Below are 26907 nucleotides of genomic sequence, written 5' to 3'. Positions count from 1 at the left end.
AAATTCAGGAGGTGTCAATACTAGAATGGCGAGATATACGGACCCCGTATGCCGGATTTGCCGTCGTGAGGGCCTAAAGCTATACTTTAAAGGTGAACGCTGCTATACGGACAAATGTGCCATTGATCGCCGCGGATATGCACCTGGACAGCATGGTCAAGGTCGCAAACGCACGAGTGAATATGGTATTCAATTACGCGAGAAACAAAAAGCGCGCCGTCTATATGGAATACTAGAAAAACAGTTTCGTGCTTATTATGAAGAGGCTGCACGCCAAAAAGGAATTACAGGTGATCGTCTGCTCTCGTTACTCGAAACGCGTTTAGACAACGTTGTCTATCGTTTAGGCTTTGCAGGTTCACGTCCAGAAGCTAGACAATTGGTCAAACACGGCCACTTTTCTATCAATGGTCATCGTGTGGATATTCCTTCGTACTCAGTACGTATTGGTGATGTTATTACTGTACGCGACAAAAGTGCGACATCTACGAAGTTTAAAGATGTGTTAGAGGCTGCAGAGAGTAAAACTGTTGTAGCGTGGTTGGAGCGCGATCTCGAAGCACGTAGCGGGAAAGTAGTGCGTTTTCCAGAGCGTCAAGAAATTGATGTTCCTGTAACCGAACAGTTAATTATTGAGTTCTATTCACGGTAATTTTACGCTGGCGAGTGTATACCACTCGTTGCGCGAACAAGTTACATTTTGCGCGCTGGCGTCGCCCGAAGGAGGGTTATGTGGATGATCGAGATAGCAAAACCCAGGATCGAAACGGACACGCTGAGTGAAGACGGTAAGTATGGCAGATTTATTGTCGAGCCGCTAGAAAGAGGTTATGGCACGACACTTGGGAATTCTCTTCGGCGGATTCTCTTGTCGTCGTTGCCAGGGGCGGCTGTCACTTCCGTCAAAATCGAAGGTGTACTGCATGAGTTTTCGACTATTCCCGGTATAGTTGAGGATACCACAGAATTTATTTTAAACATGAAACGCCTTGCTTTGAAGATACATTCGGAAGAAGAGAAAAAACTTTTTATCGATATCGATCAGGCAGGCGAAATAAAAGCAGGGGATATTCGCGCGGATTCTGATGTAGAGATTTTGAATCCCGAGCTTCACATCGCCACGCTTGCACCGGGTGCACGTATTTACGCTGAAGTTGAAGCGCGCAATGGTCGTGGATATGTTCCTGCCCATTTAAATAAATCGGATGATCAAGAGATAGGCGTATTACCTATCGATTCGATCTATTCACCGATTTATCGTGTGAATTATCAAGTGGAAAACACACGTGTCGGTCAGGTGACAGACTATGATAAATTGACTTTGGAACTGTGGACAGATGGTAGTGTTAAACCTGATGAAGCAGTGAGTATGGCAGCAGGTATACTTTCAGATCAATTGTATCTTTTTATGGGACTGACAGATCGTGTGCGGCATCATGAACAACCGATCGATCACGGCGAAGAACGAAAAGATAAAGTTTTAGACATGACGATTGAAGAGTTGGATTTGTCTGTGCGGTCCTATAACTGTCTGAAACGAGCTGGGATTAACACGGTACAAGAGCTATGTTCAAAAACAGAAGATGAAATGATGAAAGTTCGCAATCTCGGTCGTAAATCACTAGAAGAAGTCCAAGAGAAGATGGAGCAATTAGGGCTTACGTTGCGAGAAGAGGACTAATATGTTTTCCATTTTTAAAAAAGGAGGTATCCGGAGTGAGAGGATATCGTAAACTGAATCGTCGCACTGGCTCTCGTGAGGCTTTAATGCGCAGTTTAGTGACTGATCTGTTCATGTATGAGCGCATCAAGACCACTGAAGCAAAAGCAAAAGAACTCCGTAAAGTGGCTGATAAAATGGTTACTTTAGCGAAGCGTGGAGATTTGCACGCAAGACGCATCGCGGCGACTTATGTTCGTCCTGAGCCGATTGAAGGAACAGAACGCCAAAATGTTTTGCAAAAGCTATTCTCAGAAATTGGACCACGCTTTGCAGAGCGTAACGGTGGATATACGCGTATTATGAAACTTGGACCACGTCGTGGTGACGCGACTGAGATGGTGTACATTGAGCTTGTTGAGTAGATCGATATGAGCTATGCAAAAGGTGATGTGTACTACCTCGTATGATGGTTCGGACTTTCACGGTTTTTCGCGTCAACCTCGGTTGCGCACAGTCCAAGGTGAAATCGAGCGTGTGCTGAGTGTCGTGTTTGATTGCCCTATTGAGACGATAGCGGCTAGTAGAACTGATGCTGGTGTACATGCGCGCGCTCAGGTATTTCATTTTACATTGCCTCATCAACGTGTAGCTGTGGAGAAATTACCGTATATCTGCTCTAGACAATTACCAGATGATATTGTCTTAGAAAAAGCAGTAGTAGTGGATGATGGTTTTGATGCGCGGCGATCTGTGTTATGGAAAACATACCGCTATACCATCGCTCTAGGTCCCATTCAGGACGTGTTTATAAGGCGCTATGCGTTGTATGAACACCAAATGCTAGACGTTGATGCAATGCAAGCAGCGGCACTGCATTTAATGGGAGAACATGATTTTACTAGTTTTTGCACTGCTAGAGCACAGCAGGTGTCTAAAGTACGAACTGTGCATCGCATTCATTTTGCTTATGATCATCAAGCACGGCGGTTGCATATAGACATTACAGGAAATGGGTTTCTTCACAATATGGTACGGATTATCGTTGGGACGCTTTTGAATGTAGGACGTGGTAAGCTAAAAAGCATCGACGTTTTACACATACTTGAAAGTCGCGATCGTCGCACTGCAGGGCAAACAGCACCTGCTCGTGGTCTCACTTTATGGCATATTGAATATCCTTGTATCAATCTGTTGCTTGACGATGCATAGGTAGCTGCGTTACACTCGTTTTTAGCACATTGAACGTTATGGAATTGAGGAGGGACACCCATGCGGACGACCTATATGGCCAAACCGGGTGCCGTCGAGCGTAAATGGTATGTGGTTGATGCGGAAGGTATGCGCGTTGGCCGGTTAGCGACAGAAGTCGCATCCATTTTGCGAGGCAAGCATAAGCCGGAATATACACCACATGTGGATACTGGTGACTTTGTAGTTATTATTAATGCTGACAAAGTGGTATTTACAGGAAATAAAATGCATGACAAAATGTATTACCGCCATTCTGGATATCCAGGTGGATTGAAAACAACGTCTGCTGAGGAAATGCTGAGTAAGCATCCAGAACGCGTTATGGAAATGGCGATTAAAGGTATGTTGCCACATAACAGTCTTGGTGCTGATCAGTATCGCAAATTAAAAGTATATGCAGGTGCAGAGCATCCACATGGTGCACAACAGCCACAAGTTCTTGAATTAGCTAAGTAGTGGTCGTATGTATTGTATGGATGATGTACAGTCCTATTTATTAGGGTAGTAAAGGAGGGTTATCTAGTTTGGCACAATTACAGTATTGGGGCACAGGACGTCGGAAGACATCTGTGGCGCGTGTTCGTTTGTTGCCAGGTGAAGGCCGAGTAGAAATTAACCATCGTGAGATGGATGAGTACTTTGGTCTTGAAACACTTAAGTTAATTGTAAAACAACCATTACTCGTAGCTGATGTTTTAGGACGCTATGATGTTCTTGTCAATGTTCATGGTGGTGGGATTTCTGGACAGGCTGGGGCTATTCGTCATGGTATCGCTCGAGCACTGTTGAAAGTTGATCCTGATTTGCGCCCTGCATTGAAACGTGAAGGATTATTGACACGTGATGCACGCATGAAAGAGCGTAAGAAATACGGGTTAAAAGCAGCTCGCCGTGCACCGCAGTTTTCTAAACGCTAACGATCAGCAAAGTTTGGTGCAGAAGAAGGCACTCCACGATATGGGAGTGCCTTTTTATGATTGTAAAAAGGTTGCTATCTTGTCGAAATCGTTATCTATGTATACGATTAGAAGTGATACAATAGAAATATCGATGGAGTATGATGGCTTTGTGGTGTTATAGGAGGCGAAAGATATGGCAAAGGTAAGTGTTACAGAAGACGCGGTTCTCGAGGCGCTACGTGTCGTAGAAGATCCGGAAGTTAGACGTAGCATTGTAGAGATGGATATGGTCCGGCACATTGTGATCGATGGGTCAAAAGTGGATGTTGAGATTGTTTTAACAATTCGTGGTTGCCCGATGCGCTCCGTAATTGAGGATCAGGTGCGCGATGCTTTATTGTCGATCCCTGGTGTAACCATGGCTACTATTACGATTGGAACAATGACCGATGAAGAAAGAGATCGGTTTGCCACGAAGATTCGGGGTAAGGAAGGTGAAGAAACGGTATCCCCACTTTTACAAGCCGACTCATCGACTAAGTTTATCGCTGTGGCGAGTGGAAAAGGTGGAGTTGGAAAGTCAACTGTTACGGCTAACTTAGCTGTTGCTTTTGCACGTCTTGGATATCGTGTAGGTATTGTGGATGCGGATATTTATGGATTCTCTATACCTAATATTTTTGGTATTGCAGATGTTAAACCAGCAGTTGTATCTAACCTGATTATGCCTGCACAAACGCATGGGCTAAAGATCGTCAGTATGCATTTCTTTGTGCCTGAAAATCGTCCTGTGATTTGGCGGGGACCGATGTTAGGAAAAATGTTGCGTAACTTTTTTCAAGAAGTGCACTGGGGTGAATTGGATATCATGTTGCTTGACTTGCCACCTGGCACTGGCGATATCGCATTAGATGTTCATAACATGCTGCCGAAAAGTCTAGAGTTAATTGTGACTACACCACATGTCAACGCAGCTGATGTGGCTGTAAGAGCTGGATATATGGCACAACAAGTGAAGCATGATATTATTGGGGTCATTGAAAATATGGCGTATTATCAGTGCGGTCAATGTGGTGAAAAAGCTTATCTGTTTGGACAAGGTGGCGGCGAGCAAGTGGCACAGACGCTTGGAACTCAGTTACTGGCACAAATTCCTCTAGGGGAAATAGGGGCTTCAACGACAGGGTTATTTGCACCTGAAAGTCTTCAAGGTGAAGCGTTTCATGAATTAGCTATGACATTAGCAGATCGTCTTGCCATGCAACCATCAGTAACGGTGTGAACGATTTATTCCGGTATGAGTATGGAGTGGTTTTTAGTAAGTGCCTGAGAAAATTTCAGGCACTTTTTTGTTTTATAAAAAGTACTTGCGGAAATACTAAATAGTACAGTATAATGCAAGCACATACTTACGTATGTATGTGCTAACTTACTTACGGTTGCGGAAGGAGGATATTTGATGACTGAACCTTCCCATATTGCGGGAGAGGTGAAGACTCACCAGCGCATTATTGAAGCCGCTTTGCAAGAGTTTACTCAGCATGGATACAAGGGTGCAAGTACGCGTGCTATTGCTGAAAGGGCTGCAGTTAACGAAGTTACCTTGTTTCGACATTTTGGTAATAAAGTTGATTTATTGCGGATTGCTGTTGAGTATGAAGTCGCTCAGGTTAAGCTTCCAGATAATGTAGATGCATTTGTTGAAATGGATTTACGTGAGGGTTTCTCTCGGTTAATTCGGGAATACTTAATGCAATTGACACGTAAGGGCGACATATTGATGTTAGGTTTTGCGGAATCGTATTCGCATCCACAGATTGTTGATTCTCTTAAAGGTTTGTTCTGGAGAATTAGGACGATGCTACAATCGTACTTTTCTATCATGCAAGAGTCTGGAAAGATGCGTCAAGCAGATAGCTATGTACTGGCACAGATAGTCATTGCTACGCTTCATACGGCACCCGTAGTTAGAAAAACTGCACCGAAAGAAGTTTCTGACCAATTGACGGATGAAAGATTGGTTTCGTCTCTAGTGGAAACTATTGTTACTGCCTACGAAGTAGTCAAAGATAGACCCTAGAAAAAATAAAGGGGGAATATAGGTGAAAAGTTCACGCACCATAGGAATATTTACCATCGTCCTTATTGCAGTTATCGTAATCTTAGTTGGCGGTGGATACTATGTTTATGAACAAGCAAACTATGTAACGAGTTCTGATGCCAGTATACAAGGGACCATCGTTCCGCTTACAGCTCCTCAAGACGGGACATTACAAAATTGGAACTTATCCATAGGGGAAAATGTGACGAAACATGCAGTCATCGGTCAAACCGATGGCTTGGCAGGGATAACGGACATCTATGCTCCGATTTCAGGCACTGTAGTACAAAATAACGCTGTTGATAACGAGCTAGTTGTTCCAGGGCAACCTTTAGGATACGTAGTCAACTTAAACAATCTTGATGTGGTCGCCAATGTTCAAGAAACAGAAATTAATAATGTAGCTGTTGGTAAAACAGTCGATATAACAATTAATGCATATCCAAACACAAGTTTTACAGGTACCGTTACTCAAATTGGCGGTGGTTCTACTGTAGTGACAGAAGGTGTTCCAAATACGAGTTTGACGGGTGCATTTAATAAGCAAACACAACGGGTTCCCGTATATATTTCAATCGCCGGTAGTGAAGGGAAGACGTTAATGCCTGGAATGTCTGTAGAAGTCTCGATTCACCGTAATTAGTCGAAGAAGTCATATCAAGAATGGAGTGAATTCACATGCAGGGAGCAAGTGCGATTCGTGTCATCTTAATTAACTTGATCGTTGTTGTTGTTCTTTTTGCGCTGATTATTGCAGGATATTTTTACTATACGAACTCAACTAACTACGTTACTACTCAGGATGCACAAGTTTCAGGAACGATCGTTCCCATTACTGTTCCTTTTACAGGTACAATTACACACTGGTATGCTGCCGTGAATAGTACAGTTAATCAAGGAGAACTGCTCGGAAATCAGTCTAACTCATCAGTTTTTGCTTTAAATCCAGGTCTTTCGCAGATGATTGGAAATAACAAATCCATGTTAAATAAGTTAAAAGATGAAGAAACGGTGACGTCGCCTATTAGCGGTACGATTCTTCAGAACAATGTTGCGGTTGGACAGGTGGTAGAACCAGGACAGGTGGTAGCTGAAGTTGTCAACTTGGGCAATTTGAATATTACTGCCAATATTTTAGAAACCGAAATTCGTCACGTGAGTGTTGGGCAAACTGTAAATATTAGTATTGATGGGATCCCTAATACGAGCTTTAAAGGAACGGTTCAATCCATTGGAGACACGACAACATCTGCTTTTTCTGTAATTCCAAATCCAGATGCGGCACAAGGTAGTTATACAGCCGTTGCGCAACGGATTCCCGTGACGATCAGCCTCAATGGTGGCTATGCTGGAAAGGCGCTTGTTCCAGGAATGAGTGCGGTAGTCAGCATTCAAGTGAACAATAATAATAGCTGATGTGGCTCTGATGTGTGGTGAAAGGGGGTTTTGCGCTTGTCGTTTAAAGAGCGCTTTGGCATTAGCTTTCCAGCGTTATTTGCAGTTGTTCTTGGTGTATTTATGGCCATCCTTGATACAACCGTTGTCAACGTCGCTATTCCTAAAATGATGGCTGTCTTTAATGCGACTCAAGATGAGATGCAGTGGGTCATTACTGCATATCTATTGGTTACTGGAATGCTTACTCCAATTAGTGGATATTTAGGTGATCGATTTGGTCAAAAGAAGATTTATTTAATAGCGCTTGTTATATTCACAACGGGATCTGCATTGTGTGGATTGGCATGGAGTTCAGATGTATTAATTTTCTTTCGCGTCATTCAAGCTGTTGGCGGTGCGATGTTAATGCCAGTTAGTATGACCATTTTGTTCTCTTTGTCGAAACCTGAAAGACGCGGTGCCGTTATGGGGATATGGGGTATTGCACTAATGTTTGCACCAGCGCTTGGTCCAACATTGAGTGGATACCTTGTTGAATATGTCAATTTTAGATTGATTTTTTACATCAATGTTCCGATTGGGATTTTTAGCTTTTTACTGGTCACAGCGACGATTCCAGAATTTCCGGCCAAAAAAACGGAGAAAATGGATCTGCCTGGTCTAATCACATCGATTATTGGTTTCTTCTGTTTGTTGTTTGCACTGTCAGAAGGGCCAACAGATGGCTGGAGCTCACTTACGATTATTTCTTTGTTCTTCGCAGCTGCGGTATTACTTTCCATGTGGGTAGTTATCGAATTGACCGCGGAGAATCCAATGCTTGATTTGCGCTTATTTAAGCGCAGAGTATTCACTGTATCACTGATTACGAGTAGTTTATTGAATGTTGCTATGCTTGGTGCATTGTTTATCTTGCCAGTATTTTTGCAAGATGGACTTGGATTAACGCCTCTTCAGACAGGACTATTGACTTTGCCAGGAGCACTGTTGACAGGGATTTTGATGCCGATCAGTGGATTTTTATTTGATAAAATAGGTGCACGGCCGCTTGGCGTGATTGGATTATTTATTGTGATGATGGCCACATTCCAAATGATACAGATGAATTATGATTGGACATTCGGGGCCATTCTTGTAATTTATATGTTTCGGCAGGCAGGTATGGGTCTTGCTATGATGCCTCTATCCACAGCAGGGATGAACGATGTAACGAGAGATAAGATTAGCCGAGCAACGGCCTTGCAAAATACAACTCGTAATATTGCTGGATCCATTGGAACAGCTTATCTCAGTACAGTTATGCAAACCAATGATACAAAACACTTAGCTCAATTATTGGAACGTTTGACCATCCACTCATTTCAAGGGTTGCATGTCGCAGGTCAAATGCCGTCTGTATTTGGCCCGGCAAATAGCAATGTCGTCTCCTCCATGATGAGCGTGCTTGAACAAATTGCCTTTGAACGAGGAACACAAGATGCATTTGGAGTATCTGCTATTATTGCGATTATCGCCTGGATTGCCGTTTTCTTTATTGGGAAAAAGCGTCCACCAGTGGTTACTTCAGAAGCAGATAAATCACATATGATGATGATGGAATAACATAAATGAAAAAACAAAAGACCCGAGGTGAAACATACACCCTCGGGCCTTTTGTTTAACTACCACTATCTGAACCGCTATCTCCTTTGTCACTGCCACCATCTCCGCCGCCACCGGAGTCACTATCGCTACCACTACCTTTATCCTCTTCTTTGTTGCCTTGACTACTGCTATCTTTGGATTTTTGTTGACCCATTTGTTTTGGATTTCCTCCACCAGAAGACTTTACAGCCTCTTTCATGCTATCCATAAAGAGCAGACGAAATGTAGGTTCTTGTAATGCTTCAGTCATGATTTTCATCACTTCTTTGCGATATTCAGGACTTTTTAATAGTTGTAATTGGGTTTGTTGAAATTCTGGTGAAGCCATTAAAGTAAGTAATGATTTTTGATATTCAGGATCTTTCATCAGCTGTTTTTGTACCTCTGTCATCTGTTGCCGAGAGGCTTTTACAATAGCTGCGGCAAATGTGGTGTCTTTCATTTGATCCGCTAAAAAGGATTTGTTTTGTCCTTGTTGCAATGCTTTTTCTACCGCGGCAGAGATATCCGCATCAGTAATGGCAGCTTGTCGTTTAAATTCAGGTGTAGAGATTGTATCTTTCAATGTGTTCATGCCATCTTTGCTATGCAAAATGTCAATGACCATCGCTTTAATATCAGGGTAGCTTGGCTTACTTGCTTGTTGGCCGTTTGTCTGTTGTTGAGAGGAGTCATTTGTCGATTCATTACTTGCCGCTTGATCTCCTCCCATCGAACAACTCGTGAGCAAAAGGGTTGTCGCAAAAAGAGCTGGGGTTATTCGTTTTAGTAGTTGGTTTACCACACTGTCGTTCCTCCTTTCTATGGGTACTATGTCCAGCGAATAGGGGGTTATTCAATGATGTGTTATGGTTATCCTAAAGAAAAAAGCCCGAAATGTTCTCTTCGGGCTTTGAAAACAAGTAGCACGCATACACTATTGAACAGTAGAATGAACATTTGCACCTGAGATTAATTCTGATACAGTTGCAAATTGGTATCCTTTTGCGCGCAGGCCATCAATAATCGCTGGCAGTGCTAGGTGCGTTTGTTTACAGCTATCGCTTGCGTGCATTAAGATGATGTCGCCTGGTATGCATCGAGTGAGGACACGCTGTTTAATCTGTTCTACACCTGGGTTCATCCAATCAAGCGAGTCTGTGTTCCATTGAATCACTGTATAGCCCATTTGATTGAGGACTTGGATGGTATGTTTGTTAAAGTCTCCATTTGGAGTTCGAATCAAAGTGGTTTTGACACCAAGGACATCTTTTATGGCTTGTTCCGACTTTTGTACTTGCTCTCGCACCCAAGTATCTGTATGCTCGGAGTAATTTTTATGCATATGGCCATGACTTCCAATTTCAAAACCCATGGCTTTAATTCGTTTGGCTATCTCTTGATGGTGCAAAACCCACGGTCCAGAAAGAAAAAAAGTAGCTTTAGTCACGTGTTTTGCTTGTAAGATATCAAGAATAGGTCCTGGCGCTTTATCGCCCCATGAGATGTCAAATGTAAGTGCAAGAACTTTATTTGACGTAGCTACCTTATAAATCGCAGCAGGTGGTTTGGTCATTGCAGGGCTTTGCGCTGCAAGACTCACCGGCGCTGATAGGGCGAAACCTGTGCAAAACAACGTGGCAGCAAGGCTGACACGTGCAACAAAGCGTCGCACCGAATTCATAGTGAGCACCTCCGTATGTTCAGTCATAAAAAGTGTGCGCGAAAAACGTAGATAGCATACGAAAATAGAGGGGAAGTTTAGAATGATTCAGCTCGTACGCAGATATGGCAAGTTGTCTTTTTTATTTTTTTTGGTGGGGTCCATTCTTGGGGCGGTCTTTGCACATCCATTGCAACACGTATTGTTACCCTTTGTGCGGGATATTCGAAAAGTTGGAGTCAGTATGAGAGGGGAATCATTGATTGAAGTTGCCTTTACTATCTTCTCGCACAATCTAACGACAAGTCTGACTATGCTTATAGGCGGGATTATTTTTGGCATCATACCGCTTGTATCTGTGATGATCAATGGAGCATTAGTGGGATTTGTCCTTACGGTACTGACTCAAACGACACATGTCAATCCAATCTTATTATTTTTTACAGGCATTTTTCCGCATGGGATCTTTGAGATTCCTGCGTATTTACTTGCCAGTGGGTTTGGTCTTGAATTAGGATTTACGCTGTTTCGTTCGTTGTGGCACCGTAAGGAAACTCGTTCTGAATGGGTACAGTTACGTACTGACTTTGGACCTTCTATCCTTTGGATCATCATATTTTTAGCTATTGCGGCATGCATAGAGGCTGGGATTACTCCTCATTTGTTGGCCTGGGCCATAGGAACGCATCATTAATCGAAGTCTTCTACTTCGTCTGCCGGAAATGAGATGATCTTTTGTTCATCTTGTTCTTTGTATGCAACGGTGTAGAGATCAACTGAGCGAGCCATGACTTGTAGTTGCGTGATATGATATTCCTGTTCTAATTTCTTCTCAATCTCTCTTTTAGCTGAGATGTACCTCTCATTTTGCGGCGTAAATAACAGCGCAGTCTCGATTTTTGCATAACTTAAAATAAATAATTCTGCATCTAGTGACATCGCTCTGCCTCCTTTCGGTTTATATGGTACCATATGAAGCGTAAGATGTAGTACGCAGTTTTGGATTTGAAAGGATGGGTTTACATGAATCAATCGAATAATAAAAGGCTACGAGTCATTGGAGTTCCTTCCGACTTAGGACAGGGAAGACGCGGTGTCGATATGGGGCCTAGCGCCATTCGCTATGCAGGGCTTTCTGATCGTTTGAAAGAATTGGGATATGAAGTTCAAGATTTAGGTAACATTGATGTACCGACACCGGAATCACGTGTGCAGGGTTTAGAAAAGCTGAAGTATTTGGATCAAGTACGCGTTGTTTGTGATGAATTGCGCGTTCTCGTGCGCGATGCCTTGCAGGAGGGATTTCTACCGATCGTACTTGGTGGCGATCATAGTTTATCGATCGGCAGTGTGGCAGGTGCTGTGGAGGCTAGAGGCAATCTCGGATGTATCTGGTTTGATGCACACGGAGATATGAATACGGACGAGACGACACCAAGTGGCAATATTCACGGGATGCCTTTGGCAGCGTCACTTGGGTTGGGGCATACTGACCTTGTGTCACTTGGCGGCTTTAGCCCAAAGTTGCAAGCTAAAAATGTTGTTCTCGTTGGCGCGCGATCCATCGATGATGAGGAGCGCCGATTAATTCGGGAGTCAGGTATGCATGTATTTACTATGGCTGATGTAGATGAGATGGGTATTAGCGTCGTCATGCATAAGGCGATCGAACTTGCATCGCAAGGTACAAAAGGTGTGCATCTTAGCGTAGATCTAGATGCGCTTGATCCCATGTATGCGCCTGGTGTTGGCACTGCAGTCAATGGTGGATTTACATATAGAGAAGGTCATCTTGCCATGGAAGTACTGGCCGCTAGTGGATGTGTGACTTCTGTTGACTTTGTTGAAGTGAATCCCATTCTTGATTTGCAAAATCGCACAGGGCAGATGGCTGTTGAGCTTGCATCGTCATTACTTGGCCTTACGGTTATGTAAGTGATCTTGAGAAAAGAAGGTATGGCAGTAGGATGTTTGTAGATGAGCGATATGAAGACATGGTAGAGCGCGACGATTTGATATGGATCGACGTAAGATCTGGTAGTGAATTTCAAGAAGCTACGATTCCTCATGCAGTGAATATTCCTCTATTTAATGATGAGGAGCGAGCTCGCATTGGTACTGTGTATAAACAGGTGAGTAAAGCTGCTGCGATGGAACTTGGACTGGAGATCGCATCTGAAAAGTTACCGCACATCGTTGCAAGTGTGCGCGGCGCGTGTGCAGATGGGAAAAAACCAGTTATTTTTTGCTGGCGTGGTGGCATGCGTAGTAAAACAGTGGCGACAGTCATTGATCTGATGGGGATCTCCAGTATTCGTTTGAGTGGTGGCTATAGGGCCTATCGACAAGTGGTTGTAGATCAACTTGCGCAGTATGCAGGCGTAGAGTTGCCGCCAGTTATCGTTCTACATGGCATGACAGGCGTAGGCAAAACAAATATTTTACACAAATTGGCTAAGCGTGGTGAACCGGTGCTTGATCTAGAGGGCCTAGCTGGACATCGGGGATCTGTATTTGGTGGTATTGGCCTTGATGTGGCGAATCAACGCACATTTGATAGTTTGCTTCTTGCACAACTTCAAAAGTTGCAACATAGTCCATACATCTTCATGGAGGCTGAAAGCAGGCGTATTGGACGGGTGACCATGCCTGAATTTTTATTTGTTGCCAAACAGCAGGGGTATAACATCGAGCTTACAGCGCCCATGGATGTGCGGGTTGCACGTACATTGTTGCAATATCGTTTGCATGATGACCAATTATTTGCTGATCAAGTCCTGTATGCACTTCAATATATCGAAAAACGATTCTCTCCAGATTTGCGTCAACGAGTGTTTGAGTGGCATGCGATGGGGGATTATCCTTCATTAGTAGAGGCGTTGCTTGTTGAATATTATGACCCCCGCTATCAGCATGCCATGGAAAGCTACGACCGGGAGTTCACTTGCTTAGATGTCACTGATTATGAGTTAGCGACAGAACAAATCTGTACTTATGCACAGGAACATATCAAACGAGTAACGGCGTTCCAGTAATCATTTTGAGTGATAGGGACATTCGCAGTAACCAAATGAACCTCCCCCGCATCTTATAGAAAACGCGATTCTTTCTAGTGGCGGGTGAGTGCGGATATGATCTATCTAGCGTTAGGCGATTCTATTACATTTGGTTATGATGCTTCAAGTGATGAGCACCGTTTCGTCAATATTTTGACTCAAAAGCTAACTCAGGTGGCGCGAACTAGTGTACATCTGCATGCAAAACCGGGATGGACATCAAGCCAATTATTGCGATCGCTTGATAAAATTCCACCATGTATTCTTGACGAAGCGCAATTGATTAGTCTGATGATTGGTGGCAATGACCTCATAAAAGTGATGCCGTGGTATCTAGACGATGTAGATACTGCAAAGGAACGATTGGAAAAATCCTTTTATCCACAAGTTTTAGCGATTGTTGATAAAGTCAAAAAAAATCCTGACGCCATTTTGATGATTTGCACAGTCTATAATCCTTTTCCTAAGTCTGATATTGCAAAGAAGGCGTTAACTGATCTCAATCAACTGTTGCGGGATATTGCGAAGAAACGTGGTTGTGTAATCGTTCCTGTCGATGAATGGTATGGCGGAAGTGAAGAACAATTTGTCAACGGATTCAAACGGGGAGAATTGCAGGACTTTCGACTTGTGCGCAATCCGATTCATCCAAATGACGCGGGACATGAACGCATAGCAGAGGCGATTTTGGCCAGTTATCTGAGTATCCGCAAGCGGCAACAAGGGACCAGTAGTAAACACCCGGCTAGAATGGATAAGGGTCCACAGGTTAAAAAACGATTAAAGAGACGCAAGAGTGCTTCTGGTGTATAATGTTTGAAGCAGCGCGTCATGGATCATGCAGCATGTGGGGGCTTGACATGGAACGCGTGAAGCAAGAAACAATCCAATTAGCGATGACTGGCGATCTCCATGCATTTGATACCATTGTAGATGGATATAGAGATGCATTACACCATTTGGCATTTAATTTGCTAAACCATGAACTTGAGGCAGAAGATGCTGTCCAAGAGACGTTTTTGCGGGTATTTCAACATGTATCGGAATATGATAATCAGTTCAATTTCACGACATGGGTATATCGCATTGCTACAAATGTATGCATCGATCGATTGCGTAGACGAAAGTTTACAAGTTCTTTAGATGCATCTGTTTCTCGGAGTGATGGCACAGTAGGGCATGGGTGGTATGAGTGTATTCCTTGCAATGCGCCATCACCAGAAGAAGAAACTATTCGCGAAGAGATGTGTGTCGAGGTTCGCGAGGCATTACTTTCATTGCCGCAGATGTATAGAACGATTCTTATTTTACGTTATATCCAGGAATTATCATTACGTGAGATTAGCGAAATACTTTCTGTTCCACTTACGACTGTAAAGACGCGCATACATCGTGGACGGTTAGCGATGCAGCGTAGCTTTCTTGCAGGGACAAGCTAAGTTTCATGTGATGATCTGACACGGTGAAACAGCACAGGTAACGATGTCAGTAGTTGGGTGGATTTTATGGATCAATTGATGGCGCTGCTAGATAAGTTCACTGTCTTTGACGTGATCGACATATTAATTGTATCGTATGTTTTTTATCGAGGAATCCTGCTGATTCGCGGAACACGAGCAGTCCAATTGTTAAAAGGGATTATCGTGCTTCTGATTGCGACAGGGTTAAGTGGAATCTTCCATTTACAAGCACTCAATTGGTTACTCGACCGAGTGCTTGAGATGGGGCTATTTGCTGTACCTGTAGTATTTCAGCCAGAATTGCGAAGAGCGCTTGAACAACTAGGAAGATCAAACTTGATGAATTTGAGTCGACGTTGGCAACATGTACAAGAGGATCCTACACGCGTGATCCAAGAGACTGTAAACGCGGCACAGGTATTTGCAAAAAATAGAATTGGCGCGTTGATTGTCTTTGAACGGGAAACTGGACTCAATGAATACATTGAAACAGGTATTGCCATTCGTGGACTCATTAGTTCGGAGCTTTTGATCAATAGTTTTATTCCCAACACACCGTTGCACGATGGAGCGATCATCGTTCGCGGCGATCAAGTGATCGCTGCTTCTTGCTATTTGCCATTAAGTGACCGGTCGGATCTAGCAAAGGAATTAGGTACTCGTCATCGAGCGGCAGTAGGGATCACTGAACAATCTGATGCACTGGTTGTCGTTGTATCTGAGGAAACTGGAAAGATATCTGTTGCAGAAACGGGAGTATTGACGCGCGGGTTAGATGAAGTGACTTTAGCAAATACATTAACTAATGGGTTACATCGAAAGCGACGCAATGCAGGGTTGCGGTTTTTTTCAAGGAGAGTGGGGTCCCCGTGAAACGCGATCGCGATTTACTGCAAAACAACAATTTTGTTCGTCTGATTTCGCTTGTTATGGGCATTGCATTGTGGGTGATTGTCAATTCAGCTCCAGGTGGTCAATCCAATGGTCTTGCCACCATCACTCAAACGCTACGCAATGTTCAGGTAACGGTAGTTGCACCGTCAGATATGGTTGTTGTGTCTGAGCAACCACAAAGCGTAAATTTGAGTGTGTCTGGGAGCATCATCGATGTGGCAACTGTACAAGCAGAAGCCTCACAAATTCGAGTGGTAGCTAATGCATTGACGCTTGGACCGGGGATTCACCAAGTTCCAGTGATCATGGAACATGTGCCATCTAGTTCAGTCAATTATGTACCAGATACAGGATTTGTTACAGTTGATTTGCAGCCGAAAATTGGCCAATCGTTGAAACCAAAACTAACGATCGTTGGTCAACCAGCAACAGGTCTTTCGTTAGGTCAACCGATCGTGTCTGTTTCTCATGTGGTTGTCAGTGGACCTAATACGTTAGTCCACCAGGTGGTAGCTGTAACGGCTCGTGTCAATGTTTCTGGTGCGCAAACTAACTTCACGCGTATTATTCCTGTGTTTCCTGTGTCAGCAGATGGACGAGTCATTCCAGGAGTGGTGTGCAACCCTTCAACTGTTACTGTTACCATTCCAATTGAAAACCCTGTTCACGCGGTGAAATTGGTGGCAACTACTGTAGGAACACCTTCGGGTAATGTGGTTGTTTCGGGTATTTCTATCAATCCTTCGCAAGTTCAGGTGCAGGGGACAAGCTCTGATGTAGATGCCCTCACAAGTATTGCATTGCCACCTATTTCTGTAGACCATCTTACACAGACGCAAACGATACAAGTGGCTATTCCTATCCCTTTTGTTGGGGCACATCTCAGTACACCGACAGTGAACGTAACAGTAACCATTGCTCCGAAAGCGACGGTTACTTTGCAAGGGATTCCAATATCCCTAGTGGGCAATGCACAGGGTACTGCATATACTTTAGAAGGTCAAAAAACCGCTAGTATAACGATTACCGGACCAGCAGACATTGTGACGTCGCTTACAGCTGCAGATATTGAGGCGTATGTAGATGTGAGTCAGGTGGCAAATGGCATGAAAAAATCGCTACCCATTCAAATTTCACTGCCTATGTATACTCAAACTGCGAGTATTGTACCTGCAACGGTAACTGTTGCGGCTGTAAAGAGTTCAGGATGAGCACGGAAATATTGGTGTGGACATATTTGGATGATTGCGAGTTGTGGGTTAGTTATGTGACAATATGAAAGATACCGTTTTGAACTAGAGTGTAAGTAAGGGTGCGAGACTGTTGTTAATCCCCCTTGCTTTTTGAAGGAGATAATGGTGTGGCGCGTTTGTTTGGTACAGATGGAGTTCGGGGAGTTGCTAACCGCGATTTAACTCCAGAATTGGTTTTTCAATTGGGGTATGCAGCTGCTCGTGTTTTATGTGAAAATCAAAATAATTCCTTTTTTGTAGTTGGTAAAGATACTCGTTATTCTGGTGATTTGCTCGAATCAGCGCTGATCTCAGGGGTTCTTAGCGCTGGAGTCGACGTTGTGCAATTAGGTGTTCTACCAACACCGGGGGTTGCTTACGTGACGAGGTCGATGGGAGCAACAGCAGGTGTGATGATTTCTGCCTCTCACAATCCCATGCAGGATAATGGCATTAAATTTTTCGGGGCTGATGGATTTAAATTACTTGATGCGATTGAAGATATGATTGAGTTAGAGCTAGGTCGCATTGTACCGGCTGATCGTCCCATTGGAGACGCAGTAGGACGTGTGCGCCATCACCACCATGGCTTGCGTGATTACATGGAATTTTTAAAAGGTACCGTAAGACATCCTTTCACAGGTTTGAAAATTGCTGTAGATGCAGCCAATGGTGCTGCTTACGCAATGGCAGGGGAGGTACTGCGCAGTCTAGGTGCTGATGTATTTTTGTTTCATGCAGAACCAGACGGTGCGAATATCAATGTCCATTGTGGGTCTACACATCCGCATACGATCGCGAAACTCGTTCGGGAAACAGGTGCTGATGTTGGACTGGCCTTTGATGGAGATGCAGATCGACTTATCGCTGTTGATGAAAAAGGCTGCGTAATTGATGGCGATCGGATTATGTTGATTTGTGCCATGGATATGGAACGACGAGGAGAACTGAAAAACCATACAGTTGTCACTACAGTGATGAGCAACTATGGATTTATGAAAGCCGCGCGGCAACTAGGTTTGAATGTCGTGAAAACGGCTGTTGGAGATCGCTATGTTATGGAAGCGATGCGCGATGGTGAATATGTGTTAGGTGGCGAACAGTCTGGCCATGTGATTTTTCTCAATCACAACACCACCGGAGATGGTGTGCTTACCGCTTTGCAATTAGTGGATGTCATGATTGCTACAAAGCGTCCGTTGAGCGAATTAGCAGCAGTGATGCGTTCTTATCCGCAAGTGCTTGTGAATGTGCGAGTGGCAGATAAGTTGGCGTGGCGCAATCATGCGCCTATTGTGGATGCCATTGCTCGGGTAGAGGCACAACTTGGAGATGATGGGCGCGTGTTGGTCCGTGAATCAGGCACCGAGTCTATCGTTCGCGTCATGGTAGAAGGGCCTAGTGAAGATGTCGTGGCGACCTATGCAGAATCGATTGTGTCGATTGTAAAGCGTGAGTTTGGCGTGTGATGAGCTGTTTTAGTGTCTGTAACGATGATGAGGATAGTTGCAGACACGGAGTAGGAGGTGATGATAGCAAAGCGGTGGGGACGAGAAAAACGGGGAATGCAATATGGATGAATCAGTAAAATGACTGTCTTGATAAGCGCCAGGGCTGTGAGATGATCTTCTATTACAGTCGACGCGGTGGAGGTTAGCGAAGAGTTCGGCGGGTGCCTCCCGATGTGATCCGCATTGTGAAAGAATGCCACAAATCTGTAAGGTAACTTACAGGACAAAGGCAAACTAGGATGTCCTAAAAGGGACAATCCCTAATCCCCTAACTTCCGTTTTTGCAACTACACTTAGCGAGGATTGAAGTTAAGCAAAATAGGCACTGCAGATTGCATGTGCCAATGTGATTGGGGGTAGGGCGTTTATGTGCGGAATTATGGGTTATATTGGTGGGAGACAAGCGCAAGATGTATTATTAAACGGACTAAGTAAATTAGAATATCGAGGATATGATTCAGCAGGTGTAGCTATTGCTACTAAAACTGGGTTACATGTAGAAAAAGCAGTAGGAAGATTGCAAGTACTTGCGGATCGTCTAACGACATCTCCTATTGTAGGCAATGTGGGTATTGGTCATACAAGATGGGCTACACATGGACGCCCTTCGGATGAAAATGCGCATCCACATACAGCATGTGGTAATGAATTTGCTGTTGTGCACAATGGAATTATTGAAAATTATCTACACCTAAAGGAGCAACTCTTAGCTTCTGGTCACCGCTTTTCTTCAGAAACGGACACAGAAGTGGTTGCTCATTTGCTTGAGGCTTATGACACTGGGGATCTATTTTCGACCGTTTTACGCATGATTAAGGAGATTCGTGGAGCGTATTCACTTGTGATCGTTTCGGAAAAAGAGCCCGGCCAAATTATTGCTATTCGCAAGCATTCACCTCTTGTTGTAGGTTTTGGCAAAGGAGAACAGTTTCTTGCTTCAGATATCCCTGCACTCCTCGATTACACTCGAGAGGTTCATATCTTAGAAGAAGAAGAGATCGTTGTTCTTACGTCGGAGGCTATCCAATGCTTTGATTTTATGGGCCAACCGAAAAAGATGAAGCCTTTTACCGTCACCTGGGATGCACAGGCTGCAGAAAAGGGTGGGTACGACCACTACATGGTAAAGGAAATCTATGAACAACCAAAGGCAGTGCGCGATACACTCAGTGGTCGAGTGACAGAAGATAGCTCTCGTGTCGTTCTTTCTGAACTTGGATGGACAGAAAAAGAGATCAAACAAATTGATCGCATTCATATTGTTGCGTGTGGCACATCGTATCATGCTGGACTTGTTGGGAAAGCAGCAATTGAGAAGCTCGCACATATTCCTGTGGATGTTGAAGTGGCTTCTGAATACCGCTATCGAGATCCGATCATGACTAAACACACATTAATTCTCGTGATCTCACAGTCTGGAGAAACTGCGGATACGTTAGCAGCCTTGCGTAAGGCAAAAGAAAATGGTCATCGTGTGGTGGCTATCACTAATGTAGTGGGTAGTTCTGTAGCACGCGAAGCTGATCATGCTATTTTTACATGGGCTGGCCCGGAAATTTCAGTGGCATCGACCAAAGCATATACTACGCAATTGATCGCACTCTATGTATTTGCGATCTACCTTGGGCAGTCGCTTCAAACTGTTGATTCTGATGTTTCTGCAGAGTTAGTTCGGGAGCTGCAGACATTACCTCGCAAACTAGACGCAGTGCTTGAGACTGCACCACAGATTGAGGAGATCGCGCAAGTATTTGCAACCTGGGATGATGCTTTTTTCTTGGGGCGTGGTATCGATTATTTTGTGGCGCTAGAGGGTGCGCTTAAGTATAAGGAGATTTCTTATATTCATGCGGAGGCCTATCCTGCAGGTGAATTAAAGCACGGGACTCTAGCGCTTATCGTAGAGAATGTGCCGGTCATTGCACTGGTAACTCAAGATGTTCTATATGAAAAGTCGCTTAGTAACATCAAAGAGGTAAAAGCTCGTGATGCCTATGTTCTAGGTATTGCCTGGGCTGGCGATGAGGAGATTGGCAAATCTGTTGATCGCGTATTGTATGTTCCGCGAACACTGCCCTTTTTTGCGCCTGTCATGTTAATCGCACCGCTCCAATTGCTCGCGTATTATGCGTCTGTTGCTCGTGGAAATGATGTGGATAAACCGCGCAACTTAGCCAAGAGTGTGACTGTTGAATAGGATTTCTGTAAGGTAACACATGACACATCTAAGTGTGCTTTAATCGCTTGACTGTACCCGCAGTGACAAATGACTTGTTACTGCGGTTTTTTTATCTAGCTGCAAGTTGTGTATAGTTAGGTAGTCAGCTTGATCAATAGAAGGGAGATATTTATGGCTGCCACAGAACATCCCGATTATGAAATAGAAAAAAATTGGTTAGCTTATACCAGGACATACATCGATCAAGTGATGAGAGATAGTGAAAAACATACGGAGAAATATAAAGCTAATATAAAGGAAGCTATGGCTGAGCTAGATGATCTAGATAGCAGTCAAAGTTACATTAACATCCTAACAAATACGCAGTTTTTACATGTTTCTGAACAAAGTTTCCGGCAATTAAGCAAAGTTCATGATCGACCTTATTTTTGTCGCATTGATTTTATACCTGAGTCGGAGAATCAATTTCAAAAATTATACATAGGTAAAACTTCGTTATTTCGCCTTGAAGATTTTGCACCTATTATCGTGGATTGGAGATCTCCAATTGCGAGTGTGTACTATGATGGTCGGATCGGTTCGGTCTCATATGAGACCCCACACGGAGAAATGCATGGGGAATTGTTATTAAAACGACAATATACAATTGAAAAAGGAGTTCTCTTAGAAATTCGGGATATTGATATCACTACGCGCGATGAGCTCTTACAAGCTTCTTTGTCCGCTTCATCGGATAGTCGATTGACAGATATCATTGCGACTATTCAGGCGGAACAAAATAAGATGATTCGAGCGGATATCGATCGTCCATTAATTGTACAAGGCGTAGCTGGAAGTGGCAAAACAACGATTGCTTTGCATCGAATAGCTTATTTTATTTACACCTATGCAGAACGATTTTCACCCAATGAGTTTATGATTTTAGCGCCCAATAAGCTATTTCTGCGCTTTATCTCAGAAGTTCTCCCAGAACTTGGTGTAGAAGATGTAAAACAAACTACTTTTATCGACTTTATGTGGGAATGCATCGGTAAAAAATATAAACTAATAGATCCAAATGAAAAACTACTCTACCTTCTTCAAGAAGGACGTCAGGGAGTTGAACTGGATAAAGTGTGGGCATTACAGTGGTCCGCAACTTTCAAAGGATCACCTGCTTTTAGAGAATTAATCGACGACTATCTGCAACATATTGAACAGCAGTTTATTCCCAATGGCAATCTGCGACTTGGTCAATATGTCATTTATACGGAAGCAGAGGTTAAAGATCTATTTGTCCATCAATATCAATATTTACCTATGTATCAACGTATTGAAAAAATTAAAAGGGTTTTATCGGCTCATTTAAAATCAAAATCGAAAATCATCATTCGTAAAACAGCTAAAAACTATGAAGATCAGATTGAGGATGCTCTCGACCAGATCATGGATCCTAAAGAGAGACATGAAACGGTCGTTCGATTGATGGATGAAAGAGATGAAGTGCTTGCCGACTTGCAACTACAGGTCAAAGTGATCGTTAAAAAATATATGGTTGGCATGCCAAAATTGGATGTATATCGGCATTACATAGAATGCATACGGTATGTATCGGGGATCGAGCATAAAGAGGTTGAGCGCGGCAGTATTCGGTGGATGTTGCAAGATACGTTGCAGCGGTTAGAGAAAAAACAGATAGAAATCGAAGATTCAGCCGCTTTGCTATATCTACAACAACATTTATATGGCGTTAAGCATGTACATATTAAAACGGTGGTGATTGATGAGGCACAGGATTTTAGTATTTTCCAACTGATCGTTTTAAAAGAAATTATTCATACGGAATTATTTACAATTCTCGGTGACTTATCACAAGGGATTCACTCATATCGATCATTGCATCACTGGGATGAAGTCATTAAGTATGTGTTCCCAAGAGCCAATTATCTGCAATTGGAACAAAGTTATCGAACGACGATAGAAATCATGCATTTTGCCAATGCGGTTATTTCATTGGGAAGATTACATGGGCAAGCACTAGCTACTTCAGTAGTGCGTCATGGTCCATTGCCAGAAGTACAATCATGTGTAGATATACGATCTTTAGTACATATGATCCAAGATGAAGTTGTGCGCATCCATGAGGAAGGAATGAAATCGATTGCTGTGATCGCTAAAACCCCAGATGAATGCCAAAAAGTGAAACGAGAATTTGAATGCATGGGGAATCTATCGACCATTGTATTAGGTGAAGATGAGGCGATGCAGCCAAACTGCATCGCCATCGTACCTGTACATATCGCAAAAGGTTTGGAGTTTGATGCGGTATTTATTGTGACTGTAGACGAGCAATTTGTAGCGAATGATATCGATAGTAAGCTGCTCTATGTGGCGTGCACCCGAGCCCTTCATCGATTATTTCTATTTCAATTAGGGAGTGGCGGGTATCCAACTGAAGATATCGATCGTTCCCTGTATCAGTAAGGTGCAATCATGAGCACATTCAGTGTACTAAACCAGGGAATAATCCAGTGAGTCCTTCAACTGCCATCTGTACGGCAATAACGGCTAGTAATAAGCCCATAAGACGAGAGATGACATTGAGTTCGGTTTGGCCCAGATGTTTACTAATGGATCCAGCGTAGTAAAAAATAATAAAGGTTCCAATGAGTACTATGCTAAATCCTATGAAGACAGCAACGGAATTTTCGATGATATTCGGTCCGGCAGCAAGTGCCATGACGGTCGCAATAGTTCCAGGTCCAGCGATAAGTGGTGTAGCTAGTGGTGTGACTGAAATATCGTCTTTATCTGCGCTATCTTCCGACTCTGCTGAGTTTGGCGCATGTACATGAGAAGGTTTTGCATGCAGGAGATTGTAAGCGATCCCAAAAATAAGAATGCCGCCTGCTACCCGAAAAGCGTCAACAGTGATGCCAAACAAGCTAAATATAACCTGGCCCAGGACGAGGAAAATCATTAAGATCAGAAATGCAATTCCAATTGCTTTTCGCGCGGTCTTGCGTTGCTCTGATAAAGATTGACCGTCAACGAGCCCCATGAAGATAGGTAAATTACCGAGAGGATTCATAACAGCGAAAACTGAAACGAGAGCATGGATCGTGTAAATAATCAACAGCTATACAACCCCTTTAGTATAGCCCCTTACTCGCCAAGCGTTCGCTAATCCGTCGTAACTTTACTGTGTAATCGAGCAAATCTTGTCTGGCAGTTTCTGCTTCAGCTCGACTTGGTCTGAGATCTGCAATAGCCCAAAACTGAACAAGATAGCTAAATACTTGGTTGAAGTAAGATACGGGACCATAATTAGCTTGCTTTGAAATAACATCCATTCTTTGTTTGAATGAAGGCATGCGAAGACCAGGCATAGAAAAACTGGTCATAGCTTTGTGAATGTAGAAAACGAAGTTATGATCTGCACCCAAATACCCTTTTACGGCATCGCGGTAAAAGGCAAAGTGAAGCGTTTCATCTTTCGCGATTCTGCGTAGTAGGCGAGTGAGTCGTTGATCAACAGCATTTGCTGCTTTTGCAACATTGTTGTAGAAAACCATGGTGGCAAGTTCCTGCACAGTGGTATAGACCATTGTCTCCATGGCTGTGTCAAAGTCTGGTGAAAAACCGCCTTCAACAACTACTTTTCTTAGCCTGTGGAGTTCATGCGGGTCAGCATTGCGAGTGATAATGAGATAAGTCTCTAGGAGCGAAGAATGTTGGTCTTCTTCTGATACCCAAGTGTGAATAAAGTCCTGTAAAACTTGTAGCGATCCTTTAAACGTATCAGCTAAGTGATGGTAAAAGAAAGGAAGATTCACTTCTGTTAATAGCGAAGTTTCAACTGCAGTATAGATCGCAGAAGGAAGCGTCCGCTGTTCGATAGACCAAGGATCTGTAAGGAATGAACGACCGAGTTCCCAAGGAATGAATTCGTGATAACTCCAGTCGATTGCCGCAGCCCGTTGACGATGTTTTTTGTAAAGATCAGTGAAATACGGTTCTAGGTGTGAATCAAAAACATTCAGCTTATAATTGTGGAATGGCATGAGTTGTCGTTCCTCTCGAATGTTTCACTACGATAATGAATACATTACCCACGTAAATGGGTTTCATTGGTGATCGCATTGCTTTATTACAATTGTTAGCGGGATCTACGGTAACAATACGTACTACAACTATTGTACATGAAAAAAAGAAGATGTGATATAGAGAAAAAGGGGAGGGTTATGTACTGCGTCTAAGGAGTGGACAAATCATAAGTATCGTGTAGCGAATCTAATCGTTTTTGATACGTTCACTACACGATATAACCTACTCTAATTAAATAGCGAGAGAAACTCTGCATATCCTTCTCGTTCCAAATCATCTTTTGCAATAAAACGTAACGAAGCTGAGTTAATGCAGTAGCGCAAACCACCTAATTCTTGTGGACCATCTTCAAATACATGCCCTAAGTGCGCATCGGCAGTTTTGCTGCGAACTTCAACGCGAACCATGCCGTGTGTTCGATCTGTTTTCTCCTCAATGGTTTCTTCTGAGATTGGTTTTGTAAAACTGGGCCATCCACATCCGGAATCAAATTTATCGCGTGAAGAAAAAAGAGGTTCACCAGACACTATGTTTACATAGAGGCCTTCTTGATGATTATCCCAATATTCATTGCGAAAAGGAGGTTCTGTAGCGCTGTGTTGTGTTACTTCAAATTGCAGTGGTGTTAGCTTGCGTTTTAATTCATCTTTATCCATCATAGTATGACTCCCTCTCTATATTGTAAGGATCCATGTAATGAATGCTAATTCATTACACAGTGGGTGTAAGTCCAAATGCAGCGGCTAATAGTTCGTGAGAATGAATGCGATCGGCTAACTGGTGCGTTGTAGTTACAACCATCACTTCATCGGTTTGATAGGCAAGTGCAAGGTCCTCGATTTGGCTCTTTACTTTTGCCGGACCACCGACAATCATGCGTTTACGATTTTCTTGTACAATGGCCAGTTCGTATTGACTATATGGGTATGCTTGCGCCATCTCTATTGTAGGAGTACCTTGTGAGCGCTGTCCAGTGACAAGCATGATCAGGGCAAGATCTAAGCTAGAAGCAAGTAGTTCAGCTTGTTCATCCGTGTCTGCACAGAGGACAAAGATGGCCACACTGGATTCGGGTTTGTCTCGCAACAAGGATGGTTTAAAGTGTTTCTGATAGGAGCGTACAACATCGGCTCCGCCATCTCCATTAATAAAGTGGGCAAACATATAAGCTGTCCCCTTTTGTGCGGCTGTATGACCACTATCGTCACTGGATCCAAGTAGCCACATTTCAGGTACGGTATCGATGACAGGGGATGCGCTGAGCCCTCCGAGACGATGATCTGCTGGAAGTGTATCTGTAAGATAAGCGATCAGATCATCAATTTGTTGGCCATAATGTGCTTGTCTGACTTTTCCTTCTTGTAGAGCAAGTGTGGAGCGAGGCATGCCACCTGGTGCTCTACCCAATCCGATATCGATGCGATGAGGATAGAGAGCTTCTAACATGCGAAAATTTTCTGCCACTTTGTATGCGCTATAGTGCGGTAACATGACACCACCTGATCCAATTCGGATGGTGTTTGTTTTAGCTGCCAGGTGAGTCATCAGAATTTCTGGCGTGGAGCCTGCCAAAGACGATGCATCATGATGTTCTGAAACCCAGAAACGATGGAATCCTAGGCGCTCTGCTGTTTGAGCAACTTGTATCGTTTGGTTAATGGCTTCTCTTGCATGACTACCATATGCGATGGGGGATTGATCAAGAATGCTTAACTTTATCATTGTGTCACCTGCTTCTTAGATCTTGTATCATATTGTAACAAGCAGATGTGGACGGAGTAAAATATACACAGGAGCTTGGCTATTATTTAGTATATTACTATAGTAATAAAAGTGCACGCGGTATAGAGAATTGTCAGAGAGTGTTCACGTGAAATCATGACAGTGACCC

Annotated in this window: 28 protein-coding genes; 21 read left to right on the top strand and 7 right to left on the bottom strand. The window is 43.4% G+C overall.

Annotated elements, in window-relative coordinates:
• The first annotated feature begins 25 nt into the window (after window positions 1-25).
• The 11 genes from rpsD to MM817_RS10425 all read left to right on the top strand — a co-directional run bounded on the left by rpsD (window position 26) and on the right by MM817_RS10425 (window position 8914).
• Window positions 26-652, top strand: a complete 627-nt coding sequence (gene rpsD, locus MM817_RS10475; RefSeq protein WP_241714630.1) for a 30S ribosomal protein S4 — start codon at window positions 26-28, stop codon at window positions 650-652.
• Window positions 653-736: 84 nt separating this feature from the next.
• A complete protein-coding gene (locus MM817_RS10470) occupies window positions 737-1681 on the top strand; it encodes a DNA-directed RNA polymerase subunit alpha (RefSeq protein WP_241714628.1) in 945 nt (314 codons plus the stop codon).
• A gap of 35 nt (window positions 1682-1716) precedes the next feature.
• The gene (rplQ, locus tag MM817_RS10465) at window positions 1717-2085 is read left to right on the top strand and encodes a 50S ribosomal protein L17 (protein ID WP_336605165.1); all 369 of its coding nucleotides are present in this window, start codon (window positions 1717-1719) and stop codon (window positions 2083-2085) included.
• A gap of 25 nt (window positions 2086-2110) precedes the next feature.
• On the top strand, window positions 2111-2872 hold the full coding sequence (gene truA / locus MM817_RS10460; RefSeq protein ID WP_241714791.1) for a tRNA pseudouridine(38-40) synthase TruA: 762 nt from the start codon (window positions 2111-2113) through the stop codon (window positions 2870-2872).
• A 60-nt stretch (window positions 2873-2932) separates the two neighbouring features.
• On the top strand, window positions 2933-3370 hold the full coding sequence (rplM, locus tag MM817_RS10455; RefSeq protein ID WP_241714627.1) for a 50S ribosomal protein L13: 438 nt from the start codon (window positions 2933-2935) through the stop codon (window positions 3368-3370).
• Between the two features lie 68 nt (window positions 3371-3438).
• A complete protein-coding gene (gene rpsI / locus MM817_RS10450; RefSeq protein WP_241714625.1) occupies window positions 3439-3831 on the top strand; it encodes a 30S ribosomal protein S9 in 393 nt (130 codons plus the stop codon).
• A gap of 175 nt (window positions 3832-4006) precedes the next feature.
• Complete coding sequence (locus MM817_RS10445) at window positions 4007-5095, top strand: Mrp/NBP35 family ATP-binding protein (RefSeq protein ID WP_241714624.1); 1089 nt, start codon at window positions 4007-4009, stop codon at window positions 5093-5095.
• A gap of 177 nt (window positions 5096-5272) precedes the next feature.
• Window positions 5273-5893, top strand: a complete 621-nt coding sequence (locus MM817_RS10440) for a TetR/AcrR family transcriptional regulator (protein WP_241714622.1) — start codon at window positions 5273-5275, stop codon at window positions 5891-5893.
• Window positions 5894-5915: 22 nt separating this feature from the next.
• A complete protein-coding gene (locus tag MM817_RS10435; RefSeq protein ID WP_241714620.1) occupies window positions 5916-6557 on the top strand; it encodes an HlyD family secretion protein in 642 nt (213 codons plus the stop codon).
• Between the two features lie 35 nt (window positions 6558-6592).
• The gene (locus MM817_RS10430; RefSeq protein ID WP_241714619.1) at window positions 6593-7330 is read left to right on the top strand and encodes an HlyD family secretion protein; all 738 of its coding nucleotides are present in this window, start codon (window positions 6593-6595) and stop codon (window positions 7328-7330) included.
• 36 nt (window positions 7331-7366) lie between these two features.
• The gene (locus MM817_RS10425; protein WP_241714616.1) at window positions 7367-8914 is read left to right on the top strand and encodes a DHA2 family efflux MFS transporter permease subunit; all 1548 of its coding nucleotides are present in this window, start codon (window positions 7367-7369) and stop codon (window positions 8912-8914) included.
• A 55-nt stretch (window positions 8915-8969) separates the two neighbouring features.
• On the opposite strand, the gene gerD is transcribed toward MM817_RS10425, so the two are convergent.
• Window positions 8970-9740, bottom strand: coding sequence for a spore germination lipoprotein GerD (gene gerD, locus MM817_RS10420; protein WP_241714603.1), 771 nt, complete (start codon window positions 9738-9740; stop codon window positions 8970-8972).
• Between the two features lie 132 nt (window positions 9741-9872).
• Window positions 9873-10619, bottom strand: a complete 747-nt coding sequence (gene pdaB / locus MM817_RS10415; protein ID WP_241714601.1) for a polysaccharide deacetylase family sporulation protein PdaB — start codon at window positions 10617-10619, stop codon at window positions 9873-9875.
• An 82-nt stretch (window positions 10620-10701) separates the two neighbouring features.
• Between pdaB and MM817_RS10410 the strand changes: the two genes are divergently transcribed.
• Window positions 10702-11292 (top strand): stage II sporulation protein M, encoded by a 591-nt coding sequence (locus MM817_RS10410; RefSeq protein ID WP_241714589.1) that lies wholly within the window; start codon window positions 10702-10704, stop codon window positions 11290-11292.
• Here the strand turns inward: MM817_RS10410 and MM817_RS10405 are convergent.
• Entirely contained in the window at window positions 11289-11537 is a 249-nt protein-coding gene (locus tag MM817_RS10405) for a hypothetical protein (protein ID WP_241714578.1), read from the bottom strand. The genes MM817_RS10410 and MM817_RS10405 overlap by 4 nt on opposite strands.
• Window positions 11538-11621: 84 nt before the next feature.
• On the opposite strand from MM817_RS10405, the gene rocF reads away from it, so the two are divergent.
• The 9 genes from rocF to helD all read left to right on the top strand — a co-directional run bounded on the left by rocF (window position 11622) and on the right by helD (window position 23393).
• Complete coding sequence (gene rocF, locus MM817_RS10400; protein WP_241714576.1) at window positions 11622-12533, top strand: arginase; 912 nt, start codon at window positions 11622-11624, stop codon at window positions 12531-12533.
• A gap of 32 nt (window positions 12534-12565) precedes the next feature.
• Window positions 12566-13633 (top strand): tRNA 2-selenouridine(34) synthase MnmH, encoded by a 1068-nt coding sequence (gene mnmH / locus MM817_RS10395; RefSeq protein WP_241714575.1) that lies wholly within the window; start codon window positions 12566-12568, stop codon window positions 13631-13633.
• Window positions 13634-13729: 96 nt separating this feature from the next.
• Window positions 13730-14467: an SGNH/GDSL hydrolase family protein gene (locus MM817_RS10390; protein WP_241714573.1), complete on the top strand. Its 738-nt coding sequence runs from the start codon at window positions 13730-13732 to the stop codon at window positions 14465-14467.
• A 47-nt stretch (window positions 14468-14514) separates the two neighbouring features.
• Window positions 14515-15093, top strand: a complete 579-nt coding sequence (locus MM817_RS10385; RefSeq protein WP_241714563.1) for a sigma-70 family RNA polymerase sigma factor — start codon at window positions 14515-14517, stop codon at window positions 15091-15093.
• Between the two features lie 66 nt (window positions 15094-15159).
• The gene (cdaA, locus tag MM817_RS10380) at window positions 15160-15987 is read left to right on the top strand and encodes a diadenylate cyclase CdaA (protein ID WP_241714561.1); all 828 of its coding nucleotides are present in this window, start codon (window positions 15160-15162) and stop codon (window positions 15985-15987) included.
• Complete coding sequence (locus MM817_RS10375; protein WP_241714559.1) at window positions 15984-17219, top strand: CdaR family protein; 1236 nt, start codon at window positions 15984-15986, stop codon at window positions 17217-17219. The genes cdaA and MM817_RS10375 overlap by 4 nt, the downstream gene beginning before the upstream one ends.
• A 149-nt stretch (window positions 17220-17368) precedes the next feature.
• Window positions 17369-18709, top strand: a complete 1341-nt coding sequence (gene glmM, locus MM817_RS10370) for a phosphoglucosamine mutase (RefSeq protein WP_241714557.1) — start codon at window positions 17369-17371, stop codon at window positions 18707-18709.
• A gap of 409 nt (window positions 18710-19118) precedes the next feature.
• Window positions 19119-20948, top strand: a complete 1830-nt coding sequence (gene glmS / locus MM817_RS10365; RefSeq protein ID WP_241714555.1) for a glutamine--fructose-6-phosphate transaminase (isomerizing) — start codon at window positions 19119-19121, stop codon at window positions 20946-20948.
• A gap of 153 nt (window positions 20949-21101) precedes the next feature.
• Window positions 21102-23393: an RNA polymerase recycling motor HelD gene (helD, locus tag MM817_RS10360; protein ID WP_241714545.1), complete on the top strand. Its 2292-nt coding sequence runs from the start codon at window positions 21102-21104 to the stop codon at window positions 23391-23393.
• 19 nt (window positions 23394-23412) lie between these two features.
• On the opposite strand, the gene MM817_RS10355 is transcribed toward helD, so the two are convergent.
• The 4 genes from MM817_RS10355 to MM817_RS10340 form a co-directional block, all read right to left on the bottom strand.
• Window positions 23413-24045: a MarC family protein gene (locus tag MM817_RS10355; protein WP_336605164.1), complete on the bottom strand. Its 633-nt coding sequence runs from the start codon at window positions 24043-24045 to the stop codon at window positions 23413-23415.
• 16 nt (window positions 24046-24061) lie between these two features.
• Complete coding sequence (locus MM817_RS10350; RefSeq protein ID WP_241714543.1) at window positions 24062-24973, bottom strand: acyl-ACP desaturase; 912 nt, start codon at window positions 24971-24973, stop codon at window positions 24062-24064.
• A 270-nt stretch (window positions 24974-25243) separates the two neighbouring features.
• The gene (msrB, locus tag MM817_RS10345; protein WP_241714541.1) at window positions 25244-25675 is read right to left on the bottom strand and encodes a peptide-methionine (R)-S-oxide reductase MsrB; all 432 of its coding nucleotides are present in this window, start codon (window positions 25673-25675) and stop codon (window positions 25244-25246) included.
• A gap of 52 nt (window positions 25676-25727) precedes the next feature.
• Complete coding sequence (locus MM817_RS10340) at window positions 25728-26738, bottom strand: LLM class flavin-dependent oxidoreductase (RefSeq protein WP_241714539.1); 1011 nt, start codon at window positions 26736-26738, stop codon at window positions 25728-25730.
• Between the last annotated feature and the right edge of the window lie 169 nt (window positions 26739-26907).

It is taken from the genome of Sulfoacidibacillus ferrooxidans (assembly GCF_022606465.1).
In the GTDB taxonomy this organism is placed as follows: domain Bacteria; phylum Bacillota; class Bacilli; order Alicyclobacillales; family SLC66; genus Sulfoacidibacillus; species Sulfoacidibacillus ferrooxidans.
This window is presented reverse-complemented; position numbering and strand designations above follow the sequence as displayed.

Coding starts and splice junctions, on each gene's coding strand:
- rpsD (WP_241714630.1), top strand. CDS start 26: ATGGCGAGATATACGGACCCCGTATGCCGGATTTGCCGTCGTGAGGGC.
- MM817_RS10470 (WP_241714628.1), top strand. CDS start 737: ATGATCGAGATAGCAAAACCCAGGATCGAAACGGACACGCTGAGTGAA.
- truA (WP_241714791.1), top strand. CDS start 2,111: ATGTGTACTACCTCGTATGATGGTTCGGACTTTCACGGTTTTTCGCGT.
- rplM (WP_241714627.1), top strand. CDS start 2,933: ATGCGGACGACCTATATGGCCAAACCGGGTGCCGTCGAGCGTAAATGG.
- MM817_RS10445 (WP_241714624.1), top strand. CDS start 4,007: ATGGCAAAGGTAAGTGTTACAGAAGACGCGGTTCTCGAGGCGCTACGT.
- MM817_RS10440 (WP_241714622.1), top strand. CDS start 5,273: ATGACTGAACCTTCCCATATTGCGGGAGAGGTGAAGACTCACCAGCGC.
- MM817_RS10430 (WP_241714619.1), top strand. CDS start 6,593: ATGCAGGGAGCAAGTGCGATTCGTGTCATCTTAATTAACTTGATCGTT.
- pdaB (WP_241714601.1), bottom strand. CDS start 10,619: ATGAATTCGGTGCGACGCTTTGTTGCACGTGTCAGCCTTGCTGCCACG.
- MM817_RS10410 (WP_241714589.1), top strand. CDS start 10,702: ATGATTCAGCTCGTACGCAGATATGGCAAGTTGTCTTTTTTATTTTTT.
- MM817_RS10405 (WP_241714578.1), bottom strand. CDS start 11,537: ATGTCACTAGATGCAGAATTATTTATTTTAAGTTATGCAAAAATCGAG.
- rocF (WP_241714576.1), top strand. CDS start 11,622: ATGAATCAATCGAATAATAAAAGGCTACGAGTCATTGGAGTTCCTTCC.
- mnmH (WP_241714575.1), top strand. CDS start 12,566: ATGTTTGTAGATGAGCGATATGAAGACATGGTAGAGCGCGACGATTTG.
- MM817_RS10390 (WP_241714573.1), top strand. CDS start 13,730: ATGATCTATCTAGCGTTAGGCGATTCTATTACATTTGGTTATGATGCT.
- MM817_RS10385 (WP_241714563.1), top strand. CDS start 14,515: ATGGAACGCGTGAAGCAAGAAACAATCCAATTAGCGATGACTGGCGAT.
- cdaA (WP_241714561.1), top strand. CDS start 15,160: ATGGATCAATTGATGGCGCTGCTAGATAAGTTCACTGTCTTTGACGTG.
- glmS (WP_241714555.1), top strand. CDS start 19,119: ATGTGCGGAATTATGGGTTATATTGGTGGGAGACAAGCGCAAGATGTA.
- helD (WP_241714545.1), top strand. CDS start 21,102: ATGGCTGCCACAGAACATCCCGATTATGAAATAGAAAAAAATTGGTTA.
- MM817_RS10350 (WP_241714543.1), bottom strand. CDS start 24,973: ATGCCATTCCACAATTATAAGCTGAATGTTTTTGATTCACACCTAGAA.
- msrB (WP_241714541.1), bottom strand. CDS start 25,675: ATGATGGATAAAGATGAATTAAAACGCAAGCTAACACCACTGCAATTT.
- MM817_RS10340 (WP_241714539.1), bottom strand. CDS start 26,738: ATGATAAAGTTAAGCATTCTTGATCAATCCCCCATCGCATATGGTAGT.